This is a genomic window from Rahnella sp. EDr1-12 (assembly GCF_049206505.1).
Lineage (GTDB): Bacteria > Pseudomonadota > Gammaproteobacteria > Enterobacterales > Enterobacteriaceae > Rahnella > Rahnella rivi.
The window spans coordinates 58,538-78,296 of sequence record NZ_JBLZNY010000009.1 but is presented as its reverse complement, the minus strand read 5'-3'; the positions used below and the strand labels follow the sequence as shown (position 1 = coordinate 78,296).

Here is a 19,759-nt window from a genome sequence, read left to right as displayed (position 1 = left end):
GCGAGTGTTGCGGCAAACTCTCCGGTGCAACGGCTGGCAGCAAGGGGAGCCACTGGTGTAACGCACAGTGTACGGATTTCGACAGCAGATAACGGCAGAGGAACAGGCTGATAACATTTAACCGATAAGGGATCGTAAAAAATTGAAATAAAATCAGCACCTACATTCGGTAATCAAAAAAGACGGGAGTTTTTATGGCTGACTGGGTCACGGGAAAAGTCACAAAAGTTGAGCACTGGACGGATAATTTGTTCAGCATCACGGTCAATGCGCCAGCCGATCCTTTTACCGCAGGTCAGTTTGCGAAACTCTCTCTGGAGATAGGCGGCGAGCGGGTACAGCGCGCCTATTCTTATGTAAATCCCCCTTCCAGCGCTGATTTGGAGTTCTATCTGGTCAACGTGCCGGAAGGGAAGCTCAGCCCTAAACTGCACGTCATGCAGCCCGGCGACGAGATTCAGATCACCAAAGAGGCCGCAGGATTTTTCGTGATTGATGAAGTTCCGGAATGCGACCAGCTGTGGATGCTGGCCACCGGCACCGCCATCGGGCCGTATCTGTCCATTTTGCAGGAGGGCCAGGGGCTGGAACGTTTTAAACACATCGTTCTGGTTCACGCCGCGCGTTTCTCCGCCGATCTCAGCTATTTGCCTCTGATGCAGGAACTACAACGCCGTTACGAGGGCAAACTGCACATTCAAACCGTCGTCAGCCGGGAAGAAATCTCAGGTTCACTGTCTGGCCGTGTACCGGCACTGATTGAAAGCGGTGCGCTCGAGGAGGCCGTTGGCCTGAAAATGTCAGCGGAAGACAGCCACGTTATGCTGTGCGGAAATCCTCAGATGGTGCGCGATACCCAGCAAGTTCTGAAAGATACCCGGGGCATGCGCAAACACCTGAAACGTAAACCGGGCCATATGACCAGCGAACATTACTGGTAGGTTTCGCCGCAACGTTATTTGAATTTGACCTCGTCCGGCTCCGGGCCAAAGCGATTTGTGCCCGGCGTACCCACGAAAGCACCACAGTCGACGATCAGCATGATGAAAATCACCGAAGGCGCCAGACGGCCTAATACCCAGCTCCATGTCTGCGGCATCGCTGCCGCCCAGTTTCCGGCCACCAGCATCCATGCCAGCACAAACAGCAGCGCCCACCATGCCGATTTATTACGGTCATGCAACCTTTTCACCAGCACAGCGGCGGTCGGCCACAGTAAAACCACCAGTGCAAATCCGGCAGACTGATAGGTGACCCATCCCTGTGCAGCAAAGAAAAAATCTGCCGCCATCAGAATCAGCCAGCTGACCATCCAGAGCCAAAAATCCCGTCGGCCCATGCGGCCATTAAAAGAAAACAGTGCGTGCTGTAACGTCATTGACAATCAGTTCCGTAGAAGACAATGGGAGTAAAAAGTGAAGCCGGAGCGAGTGTAACCCAGCGATCGCCGCCATGAGAATGTTTACGGTCTCCTTTTGACATTACCCCCTGATCCCCGCTTTAATCGGTCTATACAGAGAGGATAAGAAAAATACTATGAATGCTGCAAAATCCATTTTATCTCTGGCGCTACCGGTTTTGCTGACGCTCGCAGGCCCGAACATTGCCCTTGCCGATCCGCCCGCTGAACATTCTGGCGCAGAAGAGATGCCGAAAGCACCTTACCTTTTGGCCGGCGCCCCGACGTTCGAAACAACCCTGATCAACTTTCGGGCAAAGTACAATGAAGCCAATCCAACGCAACAGATTGGTGAATTCCGCTCGATAAATGAAAAAGCGGCCAACAGCCCTCTGACCCGCGCGGCCAGTAAAATTAATGAAAATCTGTATGCCTCTACTGCACTTGAAAAAGGCACCGGTAAAATCAAAACGCTGCAAATCACTTATCTTCCTATCCAGGGGGCAGAAGAAAAGGCCGCCCGCACTCTGGCGATGAGCTATATGGCTAACCTGATGCGCCAGTTCGATGCCACCCTTTCGACAGAGCAAAGCGTGGCAAAAGTGGCGTCGTTGATCCAAAAAGGGAAAGGCCAGCAGTTTTATCAGCAGGAAGTTGGCGCGGTCCGTTTTGTGGTTTCGGATAATGGCGAAAAAGGCCTGACGTTTGCCGTTGAGCCGGTCAAGCTGGCCCTGGCTGAGCCATGAGATGACGGTTTTTAATGACGAAAAGCAAAGCCTTTATCTTCAATGATCTCTATACTGTTGCACAGGTAATCTGCTTGTTTGGCAGAAATTTTAATCGACATTCGCGTCCCCTTTTGGAGGAAAAAACATGCGACATCCATTAGTGATGGGTAACTGGAAGCTTAACGGTAGCACCCACATGGTTAACGAACTGATTGCTGCTCTGCGCACTGAACTGAGCACGGTCGAAGGTTGTGGCGTTGCGATTGCTCCACCAGAAGTTTACCTGTCACAGGCTAAACACGCTCTGGCTGGCAGCCGCATTGCGTTGGGCGCTCAGAACGTTGACGCTAACCTGTCCGGCGCATTCACCGGTGAAATCTCTGCCGACATGCTGAAAGATATCGGTGCGAAATACATCATCATCGGTCACTCAGAACGCCGCACTTACCACAAAGAAAGCGATGAGTTCATCGCCAAGAAATTCGGCGTGCTGAAAGACGCTGGCCTGATCCCTGTTCTGTGCATCGGCGAAACTGAAGCAGAAAACGAAGCGGGTCAGACTGAAGCCGTTTGCGCTAAACAGCTGGACGCCGTTCTGACCACCCTGGGCGCAAAAGCGTTCGAAGGTGCGGTTATCGCTTACGAACCCGTATGGGCGATCGGTACCGGCAAATCAGCCACGCCTGCCCAGGCTCAGGCTGTACACAAGTTCATCCGTGACCACGTTGCAAAACAAGACGCTGCGATTGCTGAACAAGTGATCATCCAGTACGGCGGTTCTGTTAACGCGGCTAACGCGGCAGAACTGTTCACTCAGCCAGACATCGACGGTGCACTGGTTGGCGGCGCGTCACTGAAAGCAGATGCTTTCGCTGTGATCGTTAAAGCGGCAGCTGAAGCTAAACAAGCGTAAGCCTGTTTCTTTCGCGCACAAAAAACCCCGGCACGCCGGGGTTTTTTATTGCCTGAATTTACTTCTCGGCATTAACGCTTAGAGATTTGGTCGAAAATCCCGTCAGTCGCGAAGTGCTCTTTCTGTGCCTGAGCCCAGGTGCCTGCAACCTGATCAATGGTGAACAGCTTCAGTTTAGGGAATTCAGACGCGAACTTTTTCTCTACTTCAGGATCTCGTGGACGATAATAATTTTCCGCCGCGATAGTTTGGCCTTCCGGTGAATACAGGTATTTCAGATAAGCGTCTGCTACGGTGCGACTGTCACGCTTGTCGACCACTTTGTCCACCACAGAAACTGTCGGTTCAGCCAGGATTGACTCACTCGGTGTCACAATTTCAAACTTGTCTTTGCCGACTTCCTTGGTCGCCAGCAGCGCTTCGTTTTCCCATGCGATCAGCACATCACCGATACCACGCTCAACGAAAGTGTTGGTTGCGCCACGGGCGCCGGAATCCAGCACTTCGACGTTTTTATACAGCGCTTTCACAAAGTCCTGCGCTTTGGCTTTGTCATTATTGTTGTGATGCAGGGCATAACCCCACGCAGCCAGATAGTTCCAGCGTGCGCCGCCTGACGTTTTAGGGTTCGGCGTAATCACTGACACGCCCGGTTTGATCAAATCATTCCAGTCATGAATTTGTTTCGGGTTGCCCTTACGCACCAGGAACACAATGGTGGAGGTGTAAGGTGCGGAGTTATCCGGCAACCGGGTGATCCAGTTCTTGTCGATGCGACCACGCTCAGCAATCGCATCAACATCATAGGCCAGTGCCAGGGTCACAACGTCTGCTTCAATACCATTGATGACCGAAGTGGCCTGCTTGCCCGAGCCGCCATGCGACTGGCGTACTGTGACCGTGTCGCCGGTTTTTCCCAGCCAGTATTTGCTGAAGGCTTTATTGTATTGCTCATAGAATTCGCGGGTTGGATCGTACGACACGTTCAGAATCTGAATGTCTTTGGCAATCGCCCCTGTTGCTACCAGCAGTAAAGCCAGGCCTGCACCCCATTTACGCATCGCACTCTCTCCCAGAAGTAGTTTCTATGAATTTCATTTGTTTGGTCTGATGAAGAGAGCCTGCCAGAGAAAAAGAAAACGAATAAAGAATAAAAGGTTTTTTACTATTACTTTATGGAATAACCAGAAAACAGGTCAAAAAAAACCTCCTGTTAAGGAGGCTCTTTCACACAAGTAAAATTCTGTTTTAGAACAGTTTTTTCGCTGTGTCGTACCAGTCTTCTTTGAATTTACTTTTCTTGTTCTCTGGGGAAATACACACAGAGATTAATTCATGAACCATTTTCTCGTTTTCAACACCGACGCAGAAACCGCCATGGGTGTAGTCACGGCCTTCTTCCAACAGCAGGTCGACGGCATAAGCACCCATGCGGGAAGCCAGGATACGGTCGTAAGCGACTGGCGCACCACCGCGCTGGATGTGGCCCAATACGGTGCCACGCGTTTCACGACAGGTTTCTTTCTCGATGTATTTAGCCAGCTCATCGATATCATCTAACTTTTCAGTGATAGCAACGATGGCGTGCTTTTTACCTTTCGCGATACCGGCTTTAATTTCAGCAACCAGATCATCACGTTTGAATTCAACTTCAGGAATAGCGATAAACTCGCAACCACCGGCAATGGCAGCTGCCAGAGTCAGGTCACCGCAATAACGGCCCATCACTTCCACGATAGAAATACGCTGATGTGAAGAAGAGGTATCACGCAGGCGGTCAATCGCTTCTACCACAGTACCCAGCGCAGTGAAGAAACCGATGGTGTAGTCGGTACCCGCTACGTCGTTATCGATAGTTCCTGGCAGGCCGATGCAACGAATGCCGCCTTCTTTGGTCAGCAGGTCTGCACCTGCGTAGGAGCCATCACCCCCGATCACCACCAGGCCGTCGATACCGCGATCTTTCATATTCTGCAGGGCAACTTTACGCATGTCCGGATCACGGAACTCAGGGAAACGCGCAGAACCCAGGAAAGTACCACCGCGGTTGATCATATCTGACACGCTATAGCGGTCCAGTTTTCTCATGCGGTTTTCATACATGCCGAGGTAGCCATCTTCAATACCGAAAACTTCCAAATCTGCCGATAAAGCCGCACGCACAACGCCACGGATCGCAGCATTCATGCCTGGGGCATCGCCACCGCTTGTCAGTACACCAATTTTTTTGATCATGACTACCTCTGAACTTGTAGATGCAATTTCTTAAGAATTTTGAGCCTGCCTGTTGGGCGAATTTAATTTATGCAGCCAAAGGGCTTATTAGCATTTGAGCCTATAGTATAACAAAACACCGGAGCTGAATTGATTCAAGTCAGCAAGAACTCGCTTACAACGCTCTGTACTTCGCAATTTACTGATTCATACGGCTTTTACAACATATTTCCCGTTCGTTACAGACAGATTTCCAGCTTGTTAATTCAGCTTTATGAGAAAGAGGGCAAACTCAGGACAAAAAAAACCCCACCTTTCGGTGGGGGAAGACAGGGATGGTGTCTATGGCAAGGAAAAACAGGGATCTTACTCGGTCGTGCTGGTACTACTCGTCTTCTGGGCAGAAGAGGGTTGTAAGCCAGATAACTGCATTTGCATTTGTTTAATGCGCTGCTCGTGTTTCTGGTTCAATACGTTTTTTTGCTCAGGCGTCAGCAGATTAAACATCTGATTGCGGATGCGGGCCATTTCAACCTGTCGATCCACCTGCTCCTGAGCCATCAATTCGGCTTGCGCCCGAACAGCCTGCTGATCGAATTTCTCAGCGGTAACCAGTCGGTGCATTGTTTCTAACTGTTCTACATTAATATCAGGCAAATCTTTACGCGCCTGGTGCATGAGGTCACGCATTTGCTGTCGTTGTTGCTCCGTCAGATTTACACCATCAAACATGGTGTTGCGATCCTGAGGCTTCTCCAACATCGTGCTATTATGTTCTGCTGGCATCGCCGACATCGGTTTTGCACCCTCTGCTAAAGCGACACCTGAACCCAGTGTCAGTAGCGTGGCCAAACCCAGTGAAGCTGCCTTAAACATCACACACTCCTAAAGTCTTTATCGCTTATCGCGAATCATTGAAAAGCAGTCTAAACCTGCTGCTGCAAACAAGCGTCAGTGCTTGTAAAAGTACGTAAAGTCATGGAATAGCGGCAATTGATGACGTATTTTGCGTCTAGAGGTAAATACAATGAATAAAATTTTGTTAGTTGATGATGACCGTGAACTGACTTCACTTTTGAAAGAATTGCTCGAAATGGAAGGCTTTAATGTTGTGGTTGCTCACGATGGTGAGCAGGCATTAGAGAAAGTTGATAACACCATCGATCTGCTGTTGCTTGACGTCATGATGCCGAAGAAAAACGGCATTGAAACCCTTAAAGAATTACGCCAGCGCCATCAGACGCCGGTGATTATGTTAACCGCTCGCGGCAGTGAATTAGACCGTGTTCTTGGCCTCGAACTGGGTGCCGATGACTATCTGCCAAAACCGTTTAATGATCGTGAACTGGTTGCCCGCATTCGGGCGATGTTGCGTCGTTCCAACTGGAGTGAACAACAGCAAACCAATGAGAACAACGGTTCCCCTACGCTGGAAGTGGATGGCCTGCAACTTAACCCGGGGCGTCAGGAAGCCAGCTTCGATGGTGAGGCGCTGGACTTAACGGGTACCGAATTTACCCTGTTGTATTTACTGGCAAAACATCTCGGCCAGGTGGTTTCCCGTGAACATCTGAGTCAGGAAGTGTTGGGTAAACGTCTGACGCCGTTTGACCGCGCTATTGACATGCATATCTCGAATTTGCGCCGTAAATTGCCCGACCGTCAGGACGGACATCCGTGGTTTAAAACCTTGCGCGGACGCGGCTATCTGATGGTTTCTGCTTCATGATAAACAGCCTTACGGCACGCATTTTTGCCATTTTCTGGTTCACATTAGCCCTGGTGTTAATGTTGGTACTGATGGTGCCGAAACTCGATTCACGCCAGATAACGCCGTTGCTCGATAACGAACAACGGCAAGGCCTGATGATTGAACAACACGTCGAAGCTGAGCTGGTGAACGATCCGGCAAATGATTTGATGTGGTGGCGCAGATTGTTTCGCGCAATTGATAAGTGGGCTCCGCCCGGCCAGCGTTTACTGCTGGTCACCAGCGAAGGTCGTGTGATAGGCGCACAACGCAATGAAATGCAGATTGTGCGTAACTTTATCGGTCAGTCTGATAACTCAGATCGTCCGAAAAAGAAAAAATACGGTCGTGTTGAAATGGTTGGCCCGTTCTCAGTTCGGGACGGCGAAGACAATTACCAGCTCTATCTGATGCGCCCGGCCAGCAGTTCTCAGTCTGATTTCATCAACCTGATGTTCGACCGCCCACTGTTGCTGCTCATCGTGACCATGCTGATAAGCGCCCCGCTGCTGCTTTGGCTGGCGTGGAGTCTGGCAAAACCGGCACGTAAGCTGAAAAATGCGGCAGACGACGTGGCGCGGGGAAATCTGAAACAGCATCCGGAGCTTGAAGCCGGACCGCAGGAATTCCTCGCTACCGGCGCCAGCTTTAATCAGATGGTGAGTGCACTCGAACGCATGGTGACGGCACAGCAACGCCTGATTTCGGACATCTCGCATGAGCTGCGAACACCTCTGACGCGTCTGCAACTGGCTACTGCACTGATGCGCCGTCGTCACGGTGAAGGTAAAGAGCTGCAACGTATCGAAAACGAAGCCCAGCGTCTTGATAGCATGATCAATGACTTACTGGTGCTTTCACGCAGTCAGCATAAGAATGAGTTGTCCCGTGAAACACTGAAAGCCAATGAGTTGTGGGCTGGCGTGATTGACGATGCGCAGTTTGAAGCCGAGCAAATGGGCAAAACGCTGGAGGTAACGTCACCTCCGGGTCCGTGGAAACTCATCGGTAATGCGGCTGCTCTCGACAGTGCACTGGAGAATATCGTGCGTAACGCCCTGCGTTATTCACATCACCATATCGCACTGAATTTCGCCCACGACAGTGACGGGATCACCATTACCGTAGACGATGATGGTCCTGGCGTCAGTGAAACCGACCGTGAACAGATTTTCCGTCCGTTCTATCGCACTGATGAAGCGCGCGATCGCGAGTCTGGCGGTACCGGGCTTGGCCTGGCTATCGTCGATACGGCCGTTCAGCAGCACCGTGGTAAGGTCAGGGCGGAAGACAGCCCGTTGGGTGGCCTGAGACTGATTATCTGGCTGCCACTGCACCAGCGTTAAGTTTCTGCTATTCTGCGTCCCTCTATCAGGGGGACGCATGCTTAACATCGTTTTATTTGAACCAGAAATCCCGCCAAATACCGGCAACATTATCCGCCTTTGTGCCAATACCGGCTGTCAGCTTCATCTCATCGAACCCCTGGGTTTCGGCTGGGACGATAAGCGTCTGCGCCGTGCCGGGCTGGATTACCATGAATTCGCCAATATCAAACATCATGCGAATTACGACGCCTTCCTCAGCAGCGAAAATCCACAACGCCTGTTTGCACTGACCACCAAAGGTACGCCCGCGCACAGCGCCGTCAGCTATCAGGACAATGATTTTTTGGTGTTCGGCCCCGAAACCCGCGGCCTTCCGGCATATATCTTAGATAACCTGCCCGCCCGACATAAAATCCGCATTCCAATGCTGGCAGAAAGCCGCAGCATGAATCTGTCGAATGCCGTTTCGGTGGTGGTGTATGAAGCGTGGCGCCAGCTGGGATACCCTGGCGCATTACTGAAGGAATAACGGGGCAGCAAGAGAAGAGAATGGCATGCAGAGGCATGCCATCAAAGTGTCAAATCCCATCTCCGAATTCGAAACCCTGCACAATACCGTTAAAGTGCTGATCCATATCCATTGAAGGGCGTTCGCTCTCCGGCCTGCCGACGATGCGTGCCGGCACACCTGCAGCGGTGGTGTGTGCGGGTACTGACTGCAATACCACTGACCCCGCACCGATTTTTGCACCCACGCCAACTTCAATGTTACCGAGAATTTTCGCGCCTGCGCCAATCATCACACCTTCACGAATTTTCGGGTGGCGGTCGCCGCAAGTTTTACCGGTACCGCCGAGTGTGACCGATTGCAGAATCGAAACGTCATTTTCTACCACGGCAGTTTCACCAATCACAATCCCGGTGGCATGGTCGAGCATGATGCCGCAACCAATGCGTGCCGCCGGGTGGATATCCACGCCAAAGGAAACGGAAATTTGATTCTGGAAATATATCGCCAGCGCTTTGCGGTCCTGCTTCCACAGCCAGTTGCCGATGCGATAGGCCTGCAACGCATGGAACCCTTTCAGGTAAAGCAGCGGGGTGGAATATTTGTCGACGGCGGCATCGCGCTGATGCACCGCCAGGATGTCGCGCGCGGCTGAAAGGATCATTTGTTCATCGTTGCGATAGGCTTCTTCGACAACTTCACGGATCGCCATCGCAGGCATGATCGGGTTACCCAGCTTGTTGGCAAGGATGTAGCTCAGCGCGCCGCCCAAGGTTTCATGCTTAAGTAACGTCGCGTGGAAGAAGCTCGCCAGCATAGGTTCACACTCAGCCAGTGCTCGCGCCTCTGATTTAATGTTATTCCAGACCAGCTCTAATTCTTCTAACGACATCACTGTTCCTTACGACTTTGCAAGTTCGGATAATAAAAAGCCGCCCTGTCGGGAACACCAACAAGGTGGCTATTCTTCTCATTCGCCTGTCAGTGGCTGTGTTTTTCGTCCTTGCTCGCACGGGCAAGTAAACTGATTGCGGCCTCACGGGCATCTTTACCGCAGTAAAGCACCTGATAAATCTGTTCCGTGATCGGCATTTCAACGTTATTACGCTGCGCCAGAGCCCGTACTTCTTTGGTATTGCGGTAACCTTCAACAACCTGGCCGATGGTGTCCTGAGCGGTCTGAACATCCTTGCCTTGCCCCAGCATAATGCCGAAACGGCGGTTGCGGGACTGATTGTCTGTGCAGGTTAACACCAAATCACCTAAACCTGCCATGCCCATAAAGGTGGCAGGATCGGCGCCTAAAGCGGAACCTAAACGCGTCATTTCCGCCAGACCACGGGTGATTAACGCCGTTCTGGCATTGGCACCAAAGCCAATACCGTCAGACATCCCGGCTCCGATGGCAATCACGTTTTTAATCGCCCCGCCCAGCTGCACACCGATAAAATCAGGGTTGCTGTAGACACGGAAGCTTTTGCCGCAATGCAGCAACTGCTGTAAATCTTCGGCAAAACTGGCATCGGTCGCCGCCAGAGAAATTGCCGTTGGCATACCCGCCGCCAGTTCTTTGGCGAAGGTTGGGCCAGAGACAACCGCTAACGGAATAGCATCACCCAGCTCTTCACGCGCGACATCCTGCAACAACCGTCCGGTTTCTGCTTCAAGACCTTTCGTCGCCCACACGACTCGCGCATCAGGGCGCAGATGTGGTTTCAGCTGACGCAGCACATCACCAAACACATGGCTCGGCACAACAACCAGCACATTACGGCTGGCCGCTAACGCGACGGACAGATCAGTCTCAAGCAGTAAATTGTCAGGGAAAGGGACATCAGGAAGGAATTCCTGATTACAACGGGCACGTTGTAAGGCGTTGATGTGGTCGGGATTGTGTCCCCACAGCACAACGGGATGGCCATTTCTGGCAAGAGTAATTGCTAAAGCGGTGCCGTACGATCCGGCACCGATTACAGTCATTGACGCATTGACGGTTTTCATCAGGCATCCTGATGTGGTTCAGCACCTTCGGTTTCAGCTTGCTGTTGCAGATAGTTCATGAACAGCGCGTCGAAGTTAACAGGTGCCAGATTCAGTTGCGGGAAGGTACCGCGGGAAACCAGGCTGGTGATGCACTCACGGGCATACGGGAACAGGATGTTCGGGCAATATGCGCCCAGGCAATGTGCCATCTGGTTGCCATCAATACCGGAGATGCTGAAGATACCGCCTTGCTGAACTTCGCACAGGAACGCCGTTTCGTCGCCCAGTGAAGAAGTTACTGTTACACGCAATACCACTTCGTACACGCCTTCAGCCAGCTGGCTGGATGCGGTATCAAGATCCAGTTTCACTTCTGGTTGCCAGTCTTGCTGGAAAACCTGAGGTGCATTTGGCGCTTCGAAAGAGATGTCTTTGGTGTAAATACGTTGGATCTGGAAAGCCATCTCGGTGTTGTTTTGTTCTGACATGTGAGTAGTACCCTTGAGTTAATAGTCCTTTTAAACACTTAACGAAAATACGCTGCCGCCAAATTAACCCAGCAACGGGTCAAGGCCACCGCGTGCATCAAGTGCATGTAAATCATCGCAACCGCCAACGTGCTGTCCATCGATAAAAATCTGAGGAACGGTGGAACGACCGCTACGGGCGATCATTTTTTCACGTTTATCTGCATCGCCATCAATGGCAATTTCATCGAATGAAGCGCCCTTGCTGTTCAGCAAAGCTTTCGCACGATGGCAATAAGGACAGGTTGCCTTGGTGTAGATTTCAATTTTAGCCATGTGTTCCACCTCTAAGTCGTAGATTTTAATGCCGTTGCGATTGGGCTGAGATCTTACTTACCGCGCGCCAGTGGCAGGTTTTCACCGCTCCAGCCGCTGATGCCTTCTTTCAACGTGAACACACGCTCAAAACCGGCGGCGATCAGGCCTTCAGCTGCAGTACGGGAAGTCTGGCCCGTTGCACATACCACGATGACCGGCTGTGCTTTGTGTTTTGTCAGCTCACCCAGATTGTTGCTTTTAATGTCTGTGGTCAGCACATTTAAAGAGGTGGCGATGTGGCCTTTGCGGAACTCTTCACGCGTACGCACATCGACAACGACGGCATCTTCTTTGTTGATCAGGCGGGTTGCTTCACCACGGGTGATCTCTTTCACTTTAGAAAAACGTGTTTTAAAGGTGGTCACAATTACTGCAATCAGTAACGCAACCCACGCCAGGCTGAGAACCGGATGCGCACTGATGAATGGCATAATATCTTGCATGGGGTGTAGCAACTCCCGTCAGTTGGGGGAAAATTCAAGGCTTCAGAGTATACCTGCGCGTCGGAGCAAATACAGCCAGTATGCGCGGGCTAATGCCACAATCTGCGGCACATCCCGAGAAATTAGCACGCCTTTATGGCGAAAGTTAACCCTCACCTCACCCCATCTTTGATCTCTCACGGCTATTCACCTTTCCCGCTGAGGTAAAATCAGCCCGCGTAAATGTCCATAGCCGCGCCCGTTTCCCCTGTTGAGCCGGCGAGGCTATTGAGCATTTCATCTTTCAAACTGAGGTCAATTGACATGTCGAGCAACAAAAAACCGATGGTTCTGGTGATTCTTGATGGTTACGGCCATCGTGAAGAGCAACAAGACAACGCCATTCTGAATGCCAAAACACCGGTGATGGATTCTCTGTGGGCGACCCAGCCTCATACACTGATCGCCGCCTCCGGCCTGGACGTTGGCCTGCCTGACGGCCAGATGGGTAATTCTGAAGTCGGCCATGTCAATTTAGGCGCGGGTCGCATTGTGTATCAGGACCTGACCCGCCTTGATAAAGAGATCAAAGAAGGCGATTTCTTTAATAATAGCGTACTGACTGCCGCTGTTGATCGCGCCGTCAGCGCGGGCAAAGCTGTCCACATCATGGGTCTGCTGTCTGCAGGCGGCGTGCACAGCCATGAAGACCACATCATGGCGATGATTGAACTGGCAAACCGTCGCGGCGCAAAAGCGATTTATCTGCATGCATTCCTCGATGGCCGTGATACACCGCCGCGCAGCGCAGAATCCGCTTTAAAACGCTTCTCTAAAAAATTCGCTGAAATCGGCACTGGCCGTATCGCCTCCCTTATTGGCCGTTACTACGCCATGGATCGTGATAACCGCTGGGATCGCGTACAACTGGCCTATGACCTGATGACACAGGCAAGCGGCGCGTTCACCGCCGATACCGCGTTAGCAGGCCTGCAAGCTGCGTATGCCCGCGATGAAAATGATGAATTCGTGAAACCTACCGTCCTGCAAACAGCCGGTGAAGAAACCGCAGCCATCAACGATGGCGATGCGATGATCTTCATGAACTTCCGTGCTGACCGTGCACGTGAAATTACCCGCGCCTTTATCAGCCCGGACTTCGACGGTTTTACCCGCGAAAAAGTGATTAACTTCGGCGATTTCGTGATGCTGACCGAATATGCCGCTGACATTGATGCTGCCTGCGCCTACCCACCAGCGTCGTTGAAAAACACCCTGGGCGAATGGCTGATGGCGCATGACAAAACGCAACTGCGCATCTCCGAAACCGAAAAATATGCCCACGTCACCTTCTTCTTTAATGGCGGGATGGAAGATGCGTTTACGGGCGAAGATCGTATTCTGGTGAAATCACCGAACGTCGCCACGTATGATTTACAACCGGAAATGAGCTCTGCTGAACTGACAGACAAACTGCTCGGCGCCATCGCCAGCGGTAAGTACGACGCCATTATTTGTAACTACCCGAATGGCGATATGGTCGGCCATACCGGTGTATATGAGGCCGCAGTCAATGCCGTGGAAACGCTGGATAAATGCGTCGCGCAGGTTGTTGATGCAGTGAAAGCCGTCGGCGGCCAATTGCTGATCACCGCTGACCACGGTAACGCAGAGCAAATGCGTGATCCCGCGACCGGTCAGGCGCACACCGCGCACACCAGCCTGCCGGTTCCACTGATTTATGTGGGTGGCAACGCAGTGGCAGTGGAAGGCGGTAAACTGTCTGATATCGCACCGACCATGCTCTCACTGATGGGAATGGACATTCCGCCAGAAATGAGCGGCAAACCGCTGTTTATCGCGCGTTAATTTCCGAAAAAACGCTGAAACACAGGCGTATCAGCTCAGGCTGGTACGCCTTTTTTGTTTGTGCATCAGCCGGTTGATTAGTGTTACGATACGGCCAGGGACAGCCATATTGTCTATCATCCACGGTCGACAAGCGGAAAAAAGTTTGAGCAAATTCATTCATTTCAGCCTGATGAGAAATCGCCTTTCCGCTTCGGACAAGGGCGCATCCGCCTTCCCATCTTCAGCCTTATTACTCTGTGCCTCATTACTGACGCTTTCCCTGAATGCCCACGCTGATGACAATAAAGATCAGCTCAAAACCATTCAGCAAAACATCGCAGAAAAAGAAAAAAGCGTTAAGCAGCAGAAACTGCAACGCGGCACGTTGCTGCAACAATTGCAGGCGCAGGAAAAAACCATTGCTTCAGCCAGCAGCGAACTTCGCGGCACGCAATCCACGCTAACCACGCTCGGTAAAGAGATCTCCGGGCTGACGGCGTCTATCGACAAGTTGCAGAAACAGCAAAAAACCCAGGAAGCCATCCTCGCCAAACAGCTCGATTCCGCTTTTCGTGTGGGCCAGCATAAAGGTCTGCAACTCCTACTCAGTAGTGAAGAAAGCGAACGCAGCGAGCGGATCCTGGCGTATTTCGGCTACCTGAACGAAGCCCGGCAGAAGAGCATCGAAGAACTGAAACAAACGCGCACCACCCTTGGAGAACAGCGGGTTTCTCTGCAATCCAAACAAACCCAACAGAAAAGCCTGTTAGGCGAGCAGCAAACCCAGCAGCAAAAGCTGGAGCAAGCTCGCTTAGCACGTAAGAAAACGCTGACGGCGCTGGAATCCTCTTTGCAAAAAGATGAACAGAGCCTGACTGAGCTGCGCGCCAACGAATCCAGTCTGCAAAACAAAATTGCCGCCGCTGAACGTGCGGCAAAAGCCCGTGCAGAAAAAGAAGCACGTGAGGCCGCGGCGGTCAGGGCCAAAGAGCAGCAGGCGAAGAAAAAAGGGTCAACCTATAAACCTACCCAAAGCGAGCAATCACTCATGGCGCGTACGGGCGGGTTGGGCAGGCCATCAGGCCAGAATATGTGGCCAGTGAATGGTTCGTTGATACACCGTTTCGGCGAACAGTTACAGGGTGAACTACGCTGGAAAGGCATCGTGATTTCAGCGCGTGAAGGCAGTGATGTCCGGGCGATCGCTGAAGGCCGCGTCATTCTGGCAGACTGGTTACAAGGCTATGGTCTGGTTGTGGTCATTGATCACGGCAGGGGCGATATGAGTTTGTACGGATACAACCAGGATGCGCTGGTCAGCGTAGGCGACCAGGTGAAAACCGGTCAGGCTATTGCCAAAGTAGGGAACAGCGGCGGACAAGGCCAGCCATCGCTGTATTTTGAAATTCGTCGTCAGGGCCAGGCCGTTAATCCACAGCCGTGGTTGGGAAGATAGCATTGCGATACAAAAAGTCCGTTTTAGTTGCCCTCTGTGGTACTGCGTTATTCGTTTGTCAGGTTCAGGCAGCGAAATTATCCATCCTGATCGATGACTTTGGTTATCGTCAGCATGAGGAAAACCAGGTACTTCAGATGCCAAAAGCGGTATCCGTCGCCATTTTCCCCAATGCCCCTGATTCGCAAATGATGATGAACAAAGCCCATCAGCAGGGACGTGAGATCCTCATTCACCTGCCGATGGCGCCGCTCAGTAAGCAACCGCTGGAAAAGGATACCCTCACGCCGTCAATGAGCGCGGCTGAGGTCAAACGTATCGTTGATCAGGCCATCCGCAATATTCCCTACGCCATCGGCATCAATAACCATATGGGCAGCGCGATGACCTCAAGCCGCAGCGGCATGGACAATGTCATGCAGGCGATGAACGCCCACAATCTGTTTTTTCTCGACAGCATGACTATCGGCAATACCCAGTCGGTCAATGCGGCTCAGGGAACGCGCGTGAAAGTCATCAAGCGCAATGTCTTTCTGGATGATGTGCAAAATGAGGGCGAGATCCGCCGTCAGTTTGAACGCGCCATTCAGCTGGCACGTAAGAATGGCTATGCGATTGCCATCGGGCATCCGCATCCGGCGACAGTAAAAGTGCTGCAACAAATGCTGCCGAATTTGCCTTCCGATATTGTTCTGGTACGGCCAAGTGAGTTACTTAACGAGCCGGTACGCAGCTCATCATCAGCGGGTAAACCGCCGAAATCGACATCGGTAAAATCCACGAGCAAAGGCATCAGCGTGTGCCGTGTGAAACAGCCTGCTCCGCAGATTTACGCAGACACGATGTTTAAAGTTATCGGTGAAAGCCTGGCAACATTACCGGCTGTCGTATTCGTTGAACGTCAGTATCATATTTTGACCACGTCTGTGGGATCGGCACCGGTTGAGCCGCATGCCGACACCACACCCGAGGCGAAGAAATAAAACACGTACGCAACGTATTGATAAGCAAGCTCATAGCGCCTAAAAGCAAATAGGTAGAGCTTAAAGAATTTGCCCCTTATAATGGGCGCTGCATGTTTTTGGATTCAGACTGCGCAGGGGCGCTCATAAATGGGACAAGATCGATCTAAAATTCTGCTGCTCGACAGCGGCAAAGAATGGGGAGGTGGCACTAACAGTATGTTAGAGCTGCTGAAAAGAATCGATCGGGAAAAATTTGAAATCAGCTGCTGCTTTTATAACGATTACGCGCGTGATAATGGGGAAACCATCAGCCAGATCCTGAACTCGCTGAATATTCCGGTCTTCTTCATTCCGCAGGTTAAGCAACCTGCATGGGCAAAAATCAGTAAAGAAGTGCTGCGTACCCTGTTTTTCTTCAGCAGTGCCCTGCGCCAGAAAGCCATTTACTCCATCGATAAAATCTGGCGCATCAATCCCAATATCCGCAAAATCCACTCCCTGCTGGAGCTTGGACAGTTCGACATTTTATATATGAATAATCAGCCCAGCTCTAACGTTGAAGGCTATTATTCCACCGCCGGTTTACCGACAGAAATTGTGCAGCATTGCCGCATTGAGCCGGTCCTTAACCGCGATGTCGTGCGGATTGTGAATAAGTTCTGCCACAGCATTATTTCTGTGTCCCAGGGCGTTCAGGAACAATTGCTTAAGCGCGGCGTGCGCAGCGAATTATGTTTCACCGTTTTCAACGGCATTGATATTAATCAGCCGCTGCCTGATGGCAAAAATATTCGCCGGGAGCTGGATGCTAAAGACGATACCTTCATCTTTGGCAGCATCGGCTCTCTGATCAACCGCAAAGCCCATCACTTCACCTTGCTGGCGCTGGATAAATTCAACCGCGCCTTTCCTGAAGCAAAATGGAAGATGGTTTTTGTAGGCGAAGGCCCAAATTTGCGTCGCTTAATCCAGCAGGCTGCCAGCCTGAATATGATGGATAAAGTGGTATTCACCGGCTTTCAAAATAATGCGCTGGAATATCTTTCCGCTTTCGATGCCTTTATCCTGGGATCGAAAAGTGAGGGCCTGCCGCGTGTTGTTCTGGAATCTATGTTATTGAAAACCCCAGTGATTGGTTCCAATGTCACCGGCACGGCCGAGCTTGTGAAGAATACTGAAACGGGCATGTTGTTCGAGTACGGCGACGTTGAGATGCTGTTTAACCATATGAAAACGCTGTATCTCAATGAGCATCTCCGCCACGAGATCGCGCAGCGGGCGAACCTTAATGTTCGCGATAAATTTGCCATTGAGAAGTATGTCTCTGGCGTAGAAACCGTTTTAAGCAGTGTCAAAAAGAAACAAGGCTGAACATGTTCAAATTTCTGAATTCAAAATATCGTCATATTCTTTCGCGTCACAATCTGCCTTACGCGCAGACGCTGACTGCCGGTATGCCAAAGAACAGCGTGACGTCTGTGGTGATCCCTTCCACGGGCGCTGACTATATTGAAGAAGCCTGTTTGTGCGCCGAGTTTGCCGACAAATTTGCCACTGAGTTACAGGAAATCGTCATTGTTACCGATCAGGACGCCAGCCAGTTCAGAACGCTGCCAGAGAAAGTCCGTATTGTGACGCTCAGTCCTGAAACAAAATCCGGCGACTATCGCTATAAGCAAATTTACCTGAGCCGGTTGATCAAACTGATGGCGCCCTTGCAGGCCAGAACTGACGGTATTTTGATGATCGATTCAGATTTGAATCTCCTGAAAATGCCGGAAATTCAGTTGCATGAAAATCACATTTATTCGAGTTTCCGTCAGGGCAAAATGATCGCAAAACTCGACGGTTGCGATCCGGCCAGCATTCCGGCTTATTACAAAGACAGCGTGCGACCTTACATCGTTGACCACGTTAACGGGGCATTCTTGGCGGCAACGCGCAAAACCTGGGAACGCCTGTGCCCGCTGTGGATTATGTTTTTCCGCGATACCTGGAATATTCTGCCTGATAACCAGCCACCCACGGATCAACTGCCGCTCGCTGCCATGCTCGATACGCTGGACATCCAAAGCGTCAATTTAGGCGACTGGATGAACTGGCCGGTGTCGAAGAAAATTGGTGGCACGCCGTCAGTCATTCCAAAAGAAGTGATTGGCGCGCACGGGGGTTTCCCGCTGTCTGAATGGCAGAAATATCTGGCCTCGCCGGATAATGAGTTGCTGTTTAAAGGGCAGGATTACACCCGCAAAGTGCGCTACCTCACCGATGCCGAGAAGCAAGCGGCAGATCCCACGCTGTAGAATGTATTGTGGTACGAAAATAAAAGGCCCGCTGATTTTGCGGGCCTTTGTCATTGAAGCGTTGTGTTACCAGTCGAGAATAACTTTGCCTGAATGCCCTGAACGCATGGCATCGAAGCCTTTCTGGAAGTCATTAATGGGGAAATGATGGGTAATCAGCGGTGTGAGATCTAAACCAGACTGGATCAGCGCCGCCATTTTGTACCAGGTTTCGAACATCTCACGCCCGTAAATCCCTTTGATAAACAGACCTTTGAAGATTACCTGATTCCAGTCGATCGCCATTTCGGTCGAAGGAATGCCCAGCATCGCAATCCGGCCGCCGTGATTCATCGCGCTGAGCATGCTGCGAAATGCAGCCGGCGCACCGGACATTTCCAGACCGACGTCAAACCCTTCCGTCATTCCCAGCTCTTCCATCACTTCAGGCAGGCTTTGCTGGCTGACATTCACCGCACGGGTGACGCCCATTTTTCGCGCCAGCTCCAGCCGGTATTCGTTCATATCCGTGATGACCACGTGGCGCGCACCGACGTGCTTGCAGATGGCCGCCGCCATGATACCGATCGGCCCGGCACCACTGATCAGTACATCTTCACCCACCAGATCAAACGACAGTGCGGTATGCACCGCATTGCCCAGCGGGTCGAAAATAGCGGCCAGATCATCAGAAATGTTATCCGGAATTTTAAAAGCATTGAACGCGGGCAACACCAGATATTCAGCAAACGCACCAGGCCGGTTAACGCCGACGCCCTGCGCATTTCGGCACAAATGCGTGCGGCCACCGCGACAATTGCGGCAATGCCCGCAGGTGATATGCCCTTCGCCGGAAACACGGTCGCCGAGACTAAAGCCTTTAACTTCCTGCCCGATCCCGACCACTTCACCGACGTACTCATGGCCGACCACCATCGGCACCGGAATGGTTTTTTGTGACCATGCATCCCAGTTGTAGATATGCACATCGGTGCCACAGATCGCCGTTTTGCGGATTTTAATCAGCAAATCGTTATGGCCCATTTCCGGCACCGGCGCATCGGTCATCCAGATGCCTTCTTCACGTTTCAGTTTCGCTAACGCTTTCATGGACA

Annotated in this window: 21 protein-coding genes; 11 read left to right on the top strand and 10 right to left on the bottom strand. The window is 51.6% G+C overall.

Annotated elements, in window-relative coordinates:
* Positions 1–194: 194 nt before the first annotated feature.
* Positions 195–941 carry a ferredoxin--NADP(+) reductase gene (gene fpr, locus ACO0U8_RS22730; protein ID WP_421671662.1) on the top strand — a complete coding sequence of 249 codons (747 nt, stop codon included), beginning with the start codon at positions 195–197 and terminating at the stop codon, positions 939–941.
* A gap of 14 nt (positions 942–955) precedes the next feature.
* On the opposite strand, the gene ACO0U8_RS22725 is transcribed toward fpr, so the two are convergent.
* A complete protein-coding gene (locus tag ACO0U8_RS22725) occupies positions 956–1,378 on the bottom strand; it encodes a DUF805 domain-containing protein (RefSeq protein ID WP_056774563.1) in 423 nt (140 codons plus the stop codon).
* A 158-nt stretch (positions 1,379–1,536) separates the two neighbouring features.
* Here ACO0U8_RS22725 and ACO0U8_RS22720 point away from each other — a divergent pair, with 158 nt between their 5' ends.
* Both ACO0U8_RS22720 and tpiA read left to right on the top strand, forming a co-directional pair.
* Positions 1,537–2,145: a DUF1454 family protein gene (locus ACO0U8_RS22720; RefSeq protein WP_056774560.1), complete on the top strand. Its 609-nt coding sequence runs from the start codon at positions 1,537–1,539 to the stop codon at positions 2,143–2,145.
* A gap of 127 nt (positions 2,146–2,272) precedes the next feature.
* Positions 2,273–3,040 carry a triose-phosphate isomerase gene (gene tpiA, locus ACO0U8_RS22715; RefSeq protein WP_056774557.1) on the top strand — a complete coding sequence of 256 codons (768 nt, stop codon included), beginning with the start codon at positions 2,273–2,275 and terminating at the stop codon, positions 3,038–3,040.
* Between the two features lie 71 nt (positions 3,041–3,111).
* On the opposite strand, the gene ACO0U8_RS22710 is transcribed toward tpiA, so the two are convergent.
* The 3 genes from ACO0U8_RS22710 to cpxP all read right to left on the bottom strand — a co-directional run bounded on the left by ACO0U8_RS22710 (position 3,112) and on the right by cpxP (position 6,130).
* Entirely contained in the window at positions 3,112–4,101 is a 990-nt protein-coding gene (locus tag ACO0U8_RS22710; RefSeq protein WP_056774555.1) for a sulfate ABC transporter substrate-binding protein, read from the bottom strand.
* A gap of 187 nt (positions 4,102–4,288) precedes the next feature.
* Positions 4,289–5,275 carry a 6-phosphofructokinase gene (pfkA, locus tag ACO0U8_RS22705; protein ID WP_056774553.1) on the bottom strand — a complete coding sequence of 329 codons (987 nt, stop codon included), beginning with the start codon at positions 5,273–5,275 and terminating at the stop codon, positions 4,289–4,291.
* A 345-nt stretch (positions 5,276–5,620) separates the two neighbouring features.
* Positions 5,621–6,130, bottom strand: coding sequence for a cell-envelope stress modulator CpxP (cpxP, locus tag ACO0U8_RS22700; protein ID WP_056774550.1), 510 nt, complete (start codon positions 6,128–6,130; stop codon positions 5,621–5,623).
* Between the two features lie 151 nt (positions 6,131–6,281).
* On the opposite strand from cpxP, the gene cpxR reads away from it, so the two are divergent.
* The 3 genes from cpxR to trmL are packed head-to-tail and all read left to right on the top strand — an operon-like array spanning position 6,282 to position 8,861.
* A complete protein-coding gene (cpxR, locus tag ACO0U8_RS22695; RefSeq protein WP_056774547.1) occupies positions 6,282–6,983 on the top strand; it encodes an envelope stress response regulator transcription factor CpxR in 702 nt (233 codons plus the stop codon).
* A complete protein-coding gene (gene cpxA / locus ACO0U8_RS22690; protein ID WP_056774544.1) occupies positions 6,980–8,350 on the top strand; it encodes an envelope stress sensor histidine kinase CpxA in 1,371 nt (456 codons plus the stop codon). Before cpxR ends, cpxA begins: the two co-directional genes overlap by 4 nt.
* A 37-nt stretch (positions 8,351–8,387) precedes the next feature.
* Entirely contained in the window at positions 8,388–8,861 is a 474-nt protein-coding gene (gene trmL, locus ACO0U8_RS22685) for a tRNA (uridine(34)/cytosine(34)/5-carboxymethylaminomethyluridine(34)-2'-O)-methyltransferase TrmL (protein ID WP_056774541.1), read from the top strand.
* 49 nt (positions 8,862–8,910) lie between these two features.
* On the opposite strand, the gene cysE is transcribed toward trmL, so the two are convergent.
* From cysE to ACO0U8_RS22660, 5 genes are all read right to left on the bottom strand, one after another.
* On the bottom strand, positions 8,911–9,732 hold the full coding sequence (gene cysE / locus ACO0U8_RS22680; RefSeq protein WP_056774538.1) for a serine O-acetyltransferase: 822 nt from the start codon (positions 9,730–9,732) through the stop codon (positions 8,911–8,913).
* Positions 9,733–9,821: 89 nt separating this feature from the next.
* Complete coding sequence (gpsA, locus tag ACO0U8_RS22675) at positions 9,822–10,841, bottom strand: NAD(P)H-dependent glycerol-3-phosphate dehydrogenase (RefSeq protein ID WP_056774536.1); 1,020 nt, start codon at positions 10,839–10,841, stop codon at positions 9,822–9,824.
* Complete coding sequence (gene secB, locus ACO0U8_RS22670) at positions 10,841–11,311, bottom strand: protein-export chaperone SecB (protein WP_056774533.1); 471 nt, start codon at positions 11,309–11,311, stop codon at positions 10,841–10,843. The genes gpsA and secB overlap by 1 nt, the downstream gene beginning before the upstream one ends.
* A gap of 63 nt (positions 11,312–11,374) precedes the next feature.
* A complete protein-coding gene (grxC, locus tag ACO0U8_RS22665) occupies positions 11,375–11,626 on the bottom strand; it encodes a glutaredoxin 3 (RefSeq protein WP_056774530.1) in 252 nt (83 codons plus the stop codon).
* Between the two features lie 53 nt (positions 11,627–11,679).
* Entirely contained in the window at positions 11,680–12,111 is a 432-nt protein-coding gene (locus ACO0U8_RS22660; protein WP_056774527.1) for a rhodanese-like domain-containing protein, read from the bottom strand.
* A gap of 303 nt (positions 12,112–12,414) precedes the next feature.
* Between ACO0U8_RS22660 and gpmM the strand changes: the two genes are divergently transcribed.
* The 5 genes from gpmM (at position 12,415) to ACO0U8_RS22635 (ending at position 18,665) form a co-directional block, all read left to right on the top strand.
* The gene (gene gpmM, locus ACO0U8_RS22655; protein ID WP_421671661.1) at positions 12,415–13,959 is read left to right on the top strand and encodes a 2,3-bisphosphoglycerate-independent phosphoglycerate mutase; all 1,545 of its coding nucleotides are present in this window, start codon (positions 12,415–12,417) and stop codon (positions 13,957–13,959) included.
* A 172-nt stretch (positions 13,960–14,131) separates the two neighbouring features.
* Positions 14,132–15,397 carry a murein hydrolase activator EnvC gene (envC, locus tag ACO0U8_RS22650; protein ID WP_238485073.1) on the top strand — a complete coding sequence of 422 codons (1,266 nt, stop codon included), beginning with the start codon at positions 14,132–14,134 and terminating at the stop codon, positions 15,395–15,397.
* Between the two features lie 2 nt (positions 15,398–15,399).
* Positions 15,400–16,380 carry a divergent polysaccharide deacetylase family protein gene (locus ACO0U8_RS22645; RefSeq protein WP_390973807.1) on the top strand — a complete coding sequence of 327 codons (981 nt, stop codon included), beginning with the start codon at positions 15,400–15,402 and terminating at the stop codon, positions 16,378–16,380.
* A 129-nt stretch (positions 16,381–16,509) separates the two neighbouring features.
* Positions 16,510–17,733, top strand: a complete 1,224-nt coding sequence (locus ACO0U8_RS22640) for a glycosyltransferase (RefSeq protein WP_056774513.1) — start codon at positions 16,510–16,512, stop codon at positions 17,731–17,733.
* Between the two features lie 2 nt (positions 17,734–17,735).
* Complete coding sequence (locus ACO0U8_RS22635; RefSeq protein WP_217203034.1) at positions 17,736–18,665, top strand: hypothetical protein; 930 nt, start codon at positions 17,736–17,738, stop codon at positions 18,663–18,665.
* Between the two features lie 66 nt (positions 18,666–18,731).
* Here ACO0U8_RS22635 and tdh read toward each other — a convergent pair whose 3' ends face one another.
* Positions 18,732–19,754, bottom strand: a complete 1,023-nt coding sequence (tdh, locus tag ACO0U8_RS22630; RefSeq protein ID WP_217203035.1) for an L-threonine 3-dehydrogenase — start codon at positions 19,752–19,754, stop codon at positions 18,732–18,734.
* Positions 19,755–19,759 lie beyond the last annotated feature (5 nt).

Bases quoted from the DNA above. Each gene is read 5' to 3' on its own strand.
- gpmM (WP_421671661.1), top strand. From the start codon at position 12,415: ATGTCGAGCAACAAAAAACCGATGGTTCTGGTGATTCTTGATGGTTAC.
- cysE (WP_056774538.1), bottom strand. From the start codon at position 9,732: ATGTCGTTAGAAGAATTAGAGCTGGTCTGGAATAACATTAAATCAGAG.
- fpr (WP_421671662.1), top strand. From the start codon at position 195: ATGGCTGACTGGGTCACGGGAAAAGTCACAAAAGTTGAGCACTGGACG.
- tdh (WP_217203035.1), bottom strand. From the start codon at position 19,754: ATGAAAGCGTTAGCGAAACTGAAACGTGAAGAAGGCATCTGGATGACC.
- secB (WP_056774533.1), bottom strand. From the start codon at position 11,311: ATGTCAGAACAAAACAACACCGAGATGGCTTTCCAGATCCAACGTATT.
- ACO0U8_RS22635 (WP_217203034.1), top strand. From the start codon at position 17,736: ATGTTCAAATTTCTGAATTCAAAATATCGTCATATTCTTTCGCGTCAC.
- tpiA (WP_056774557.1), top strand. From the start codon at position 2,273: ATGCGACATCCATTAGTGATGGGTAACTGGAAGCTTAACGGTAGCACC.
- ACO0U8_RS22725 (WP_056774563.1), bottom strand. From the start codon at position 1,378: ATGACGTTACAGCACGCACTGTTTTCTTTTAATGGCCGCATGGGCCGA.
- ACO0U8_RS22710 (WP_056774555.1), bottom strand. From the start codon at position 4,101: ATGCGTAAATGGGGTGCAGGCCTGGCTTTACTGCTGGTAGCAACAGGG.
- pfkA (WP_056774553.1), bottom strand. From the start codon at position 5,275: ATGATCAAAAAAATTGGTGTACTGACAAGCGGTGGCGATGCCCCAGGC.
- cpxA (WP_056774544.1), top strand. From the start codon at position 6,980: ATGATAAACAGCCTTACGGCACGCATTTTTGCCATTTTCTGGTTCACA.
- grxC (WP_056774530.1), bottom strand. From the start codon at position 11,626: ATGGCTAAAATTGAAATCTACACCAAGGCAACCTGTCCTTATTGCCAT.
- envC (WP_238485073.1), top strand. From the start codon at position 14,132: ATGAGAAATCGCCTTTCCGCTTCGGACAAGGGCGCATCCGCCTTCCCA.
- ACO0U8_RS22660 (WP_056774527.1), bottom strand. From the start codon at position 12,111: ATGCAAGATATTATGCCATTCATCAGTGCGCATCCGGTTCTCAGCCTG.
- ACO0U8_RS22720 (WP_056774560.1), top strand. From the start codon at position 1,537: ATGAATGCTGCAAAATCCATTTTATCTCTGGCGCTACCGGTTTTGCTG.
- cpxP (WP_056774550.1), bottom strand. From the start codon at position 6,130: ATGTTTAAGGCAGCTTCACTGGGTTTGGCCACGCTACTGACACTGGGT.
- gpsA (WP_056774536.1), bottom strand. From the start codon at position 10,841: ATGAAAACCGTCAATGCGTCAATGACTGTAATCGGTGCCGGATCGTAC.
- ACO0U8_RS22640 (WP_056774513.1), top strand. From the start codon at position 16,510: ATGGGACAAGATCGATCTAAAATTCTGCTGCTCGACAGCGGCAAAGAA.
- cpxR (WP_056774547.1), top strand. From the start codon at position 6,282: ATGAATAAAATTTTGTTAGTTGATGATGACCGTGAACTGACTTCACTT.
- trmL (WP_056774541.1), top strand. From the start codon at position 8,388: ATGCTTAACATCGTTTTATTTGAACCAGAAATCCCGCCAAATACCGGC.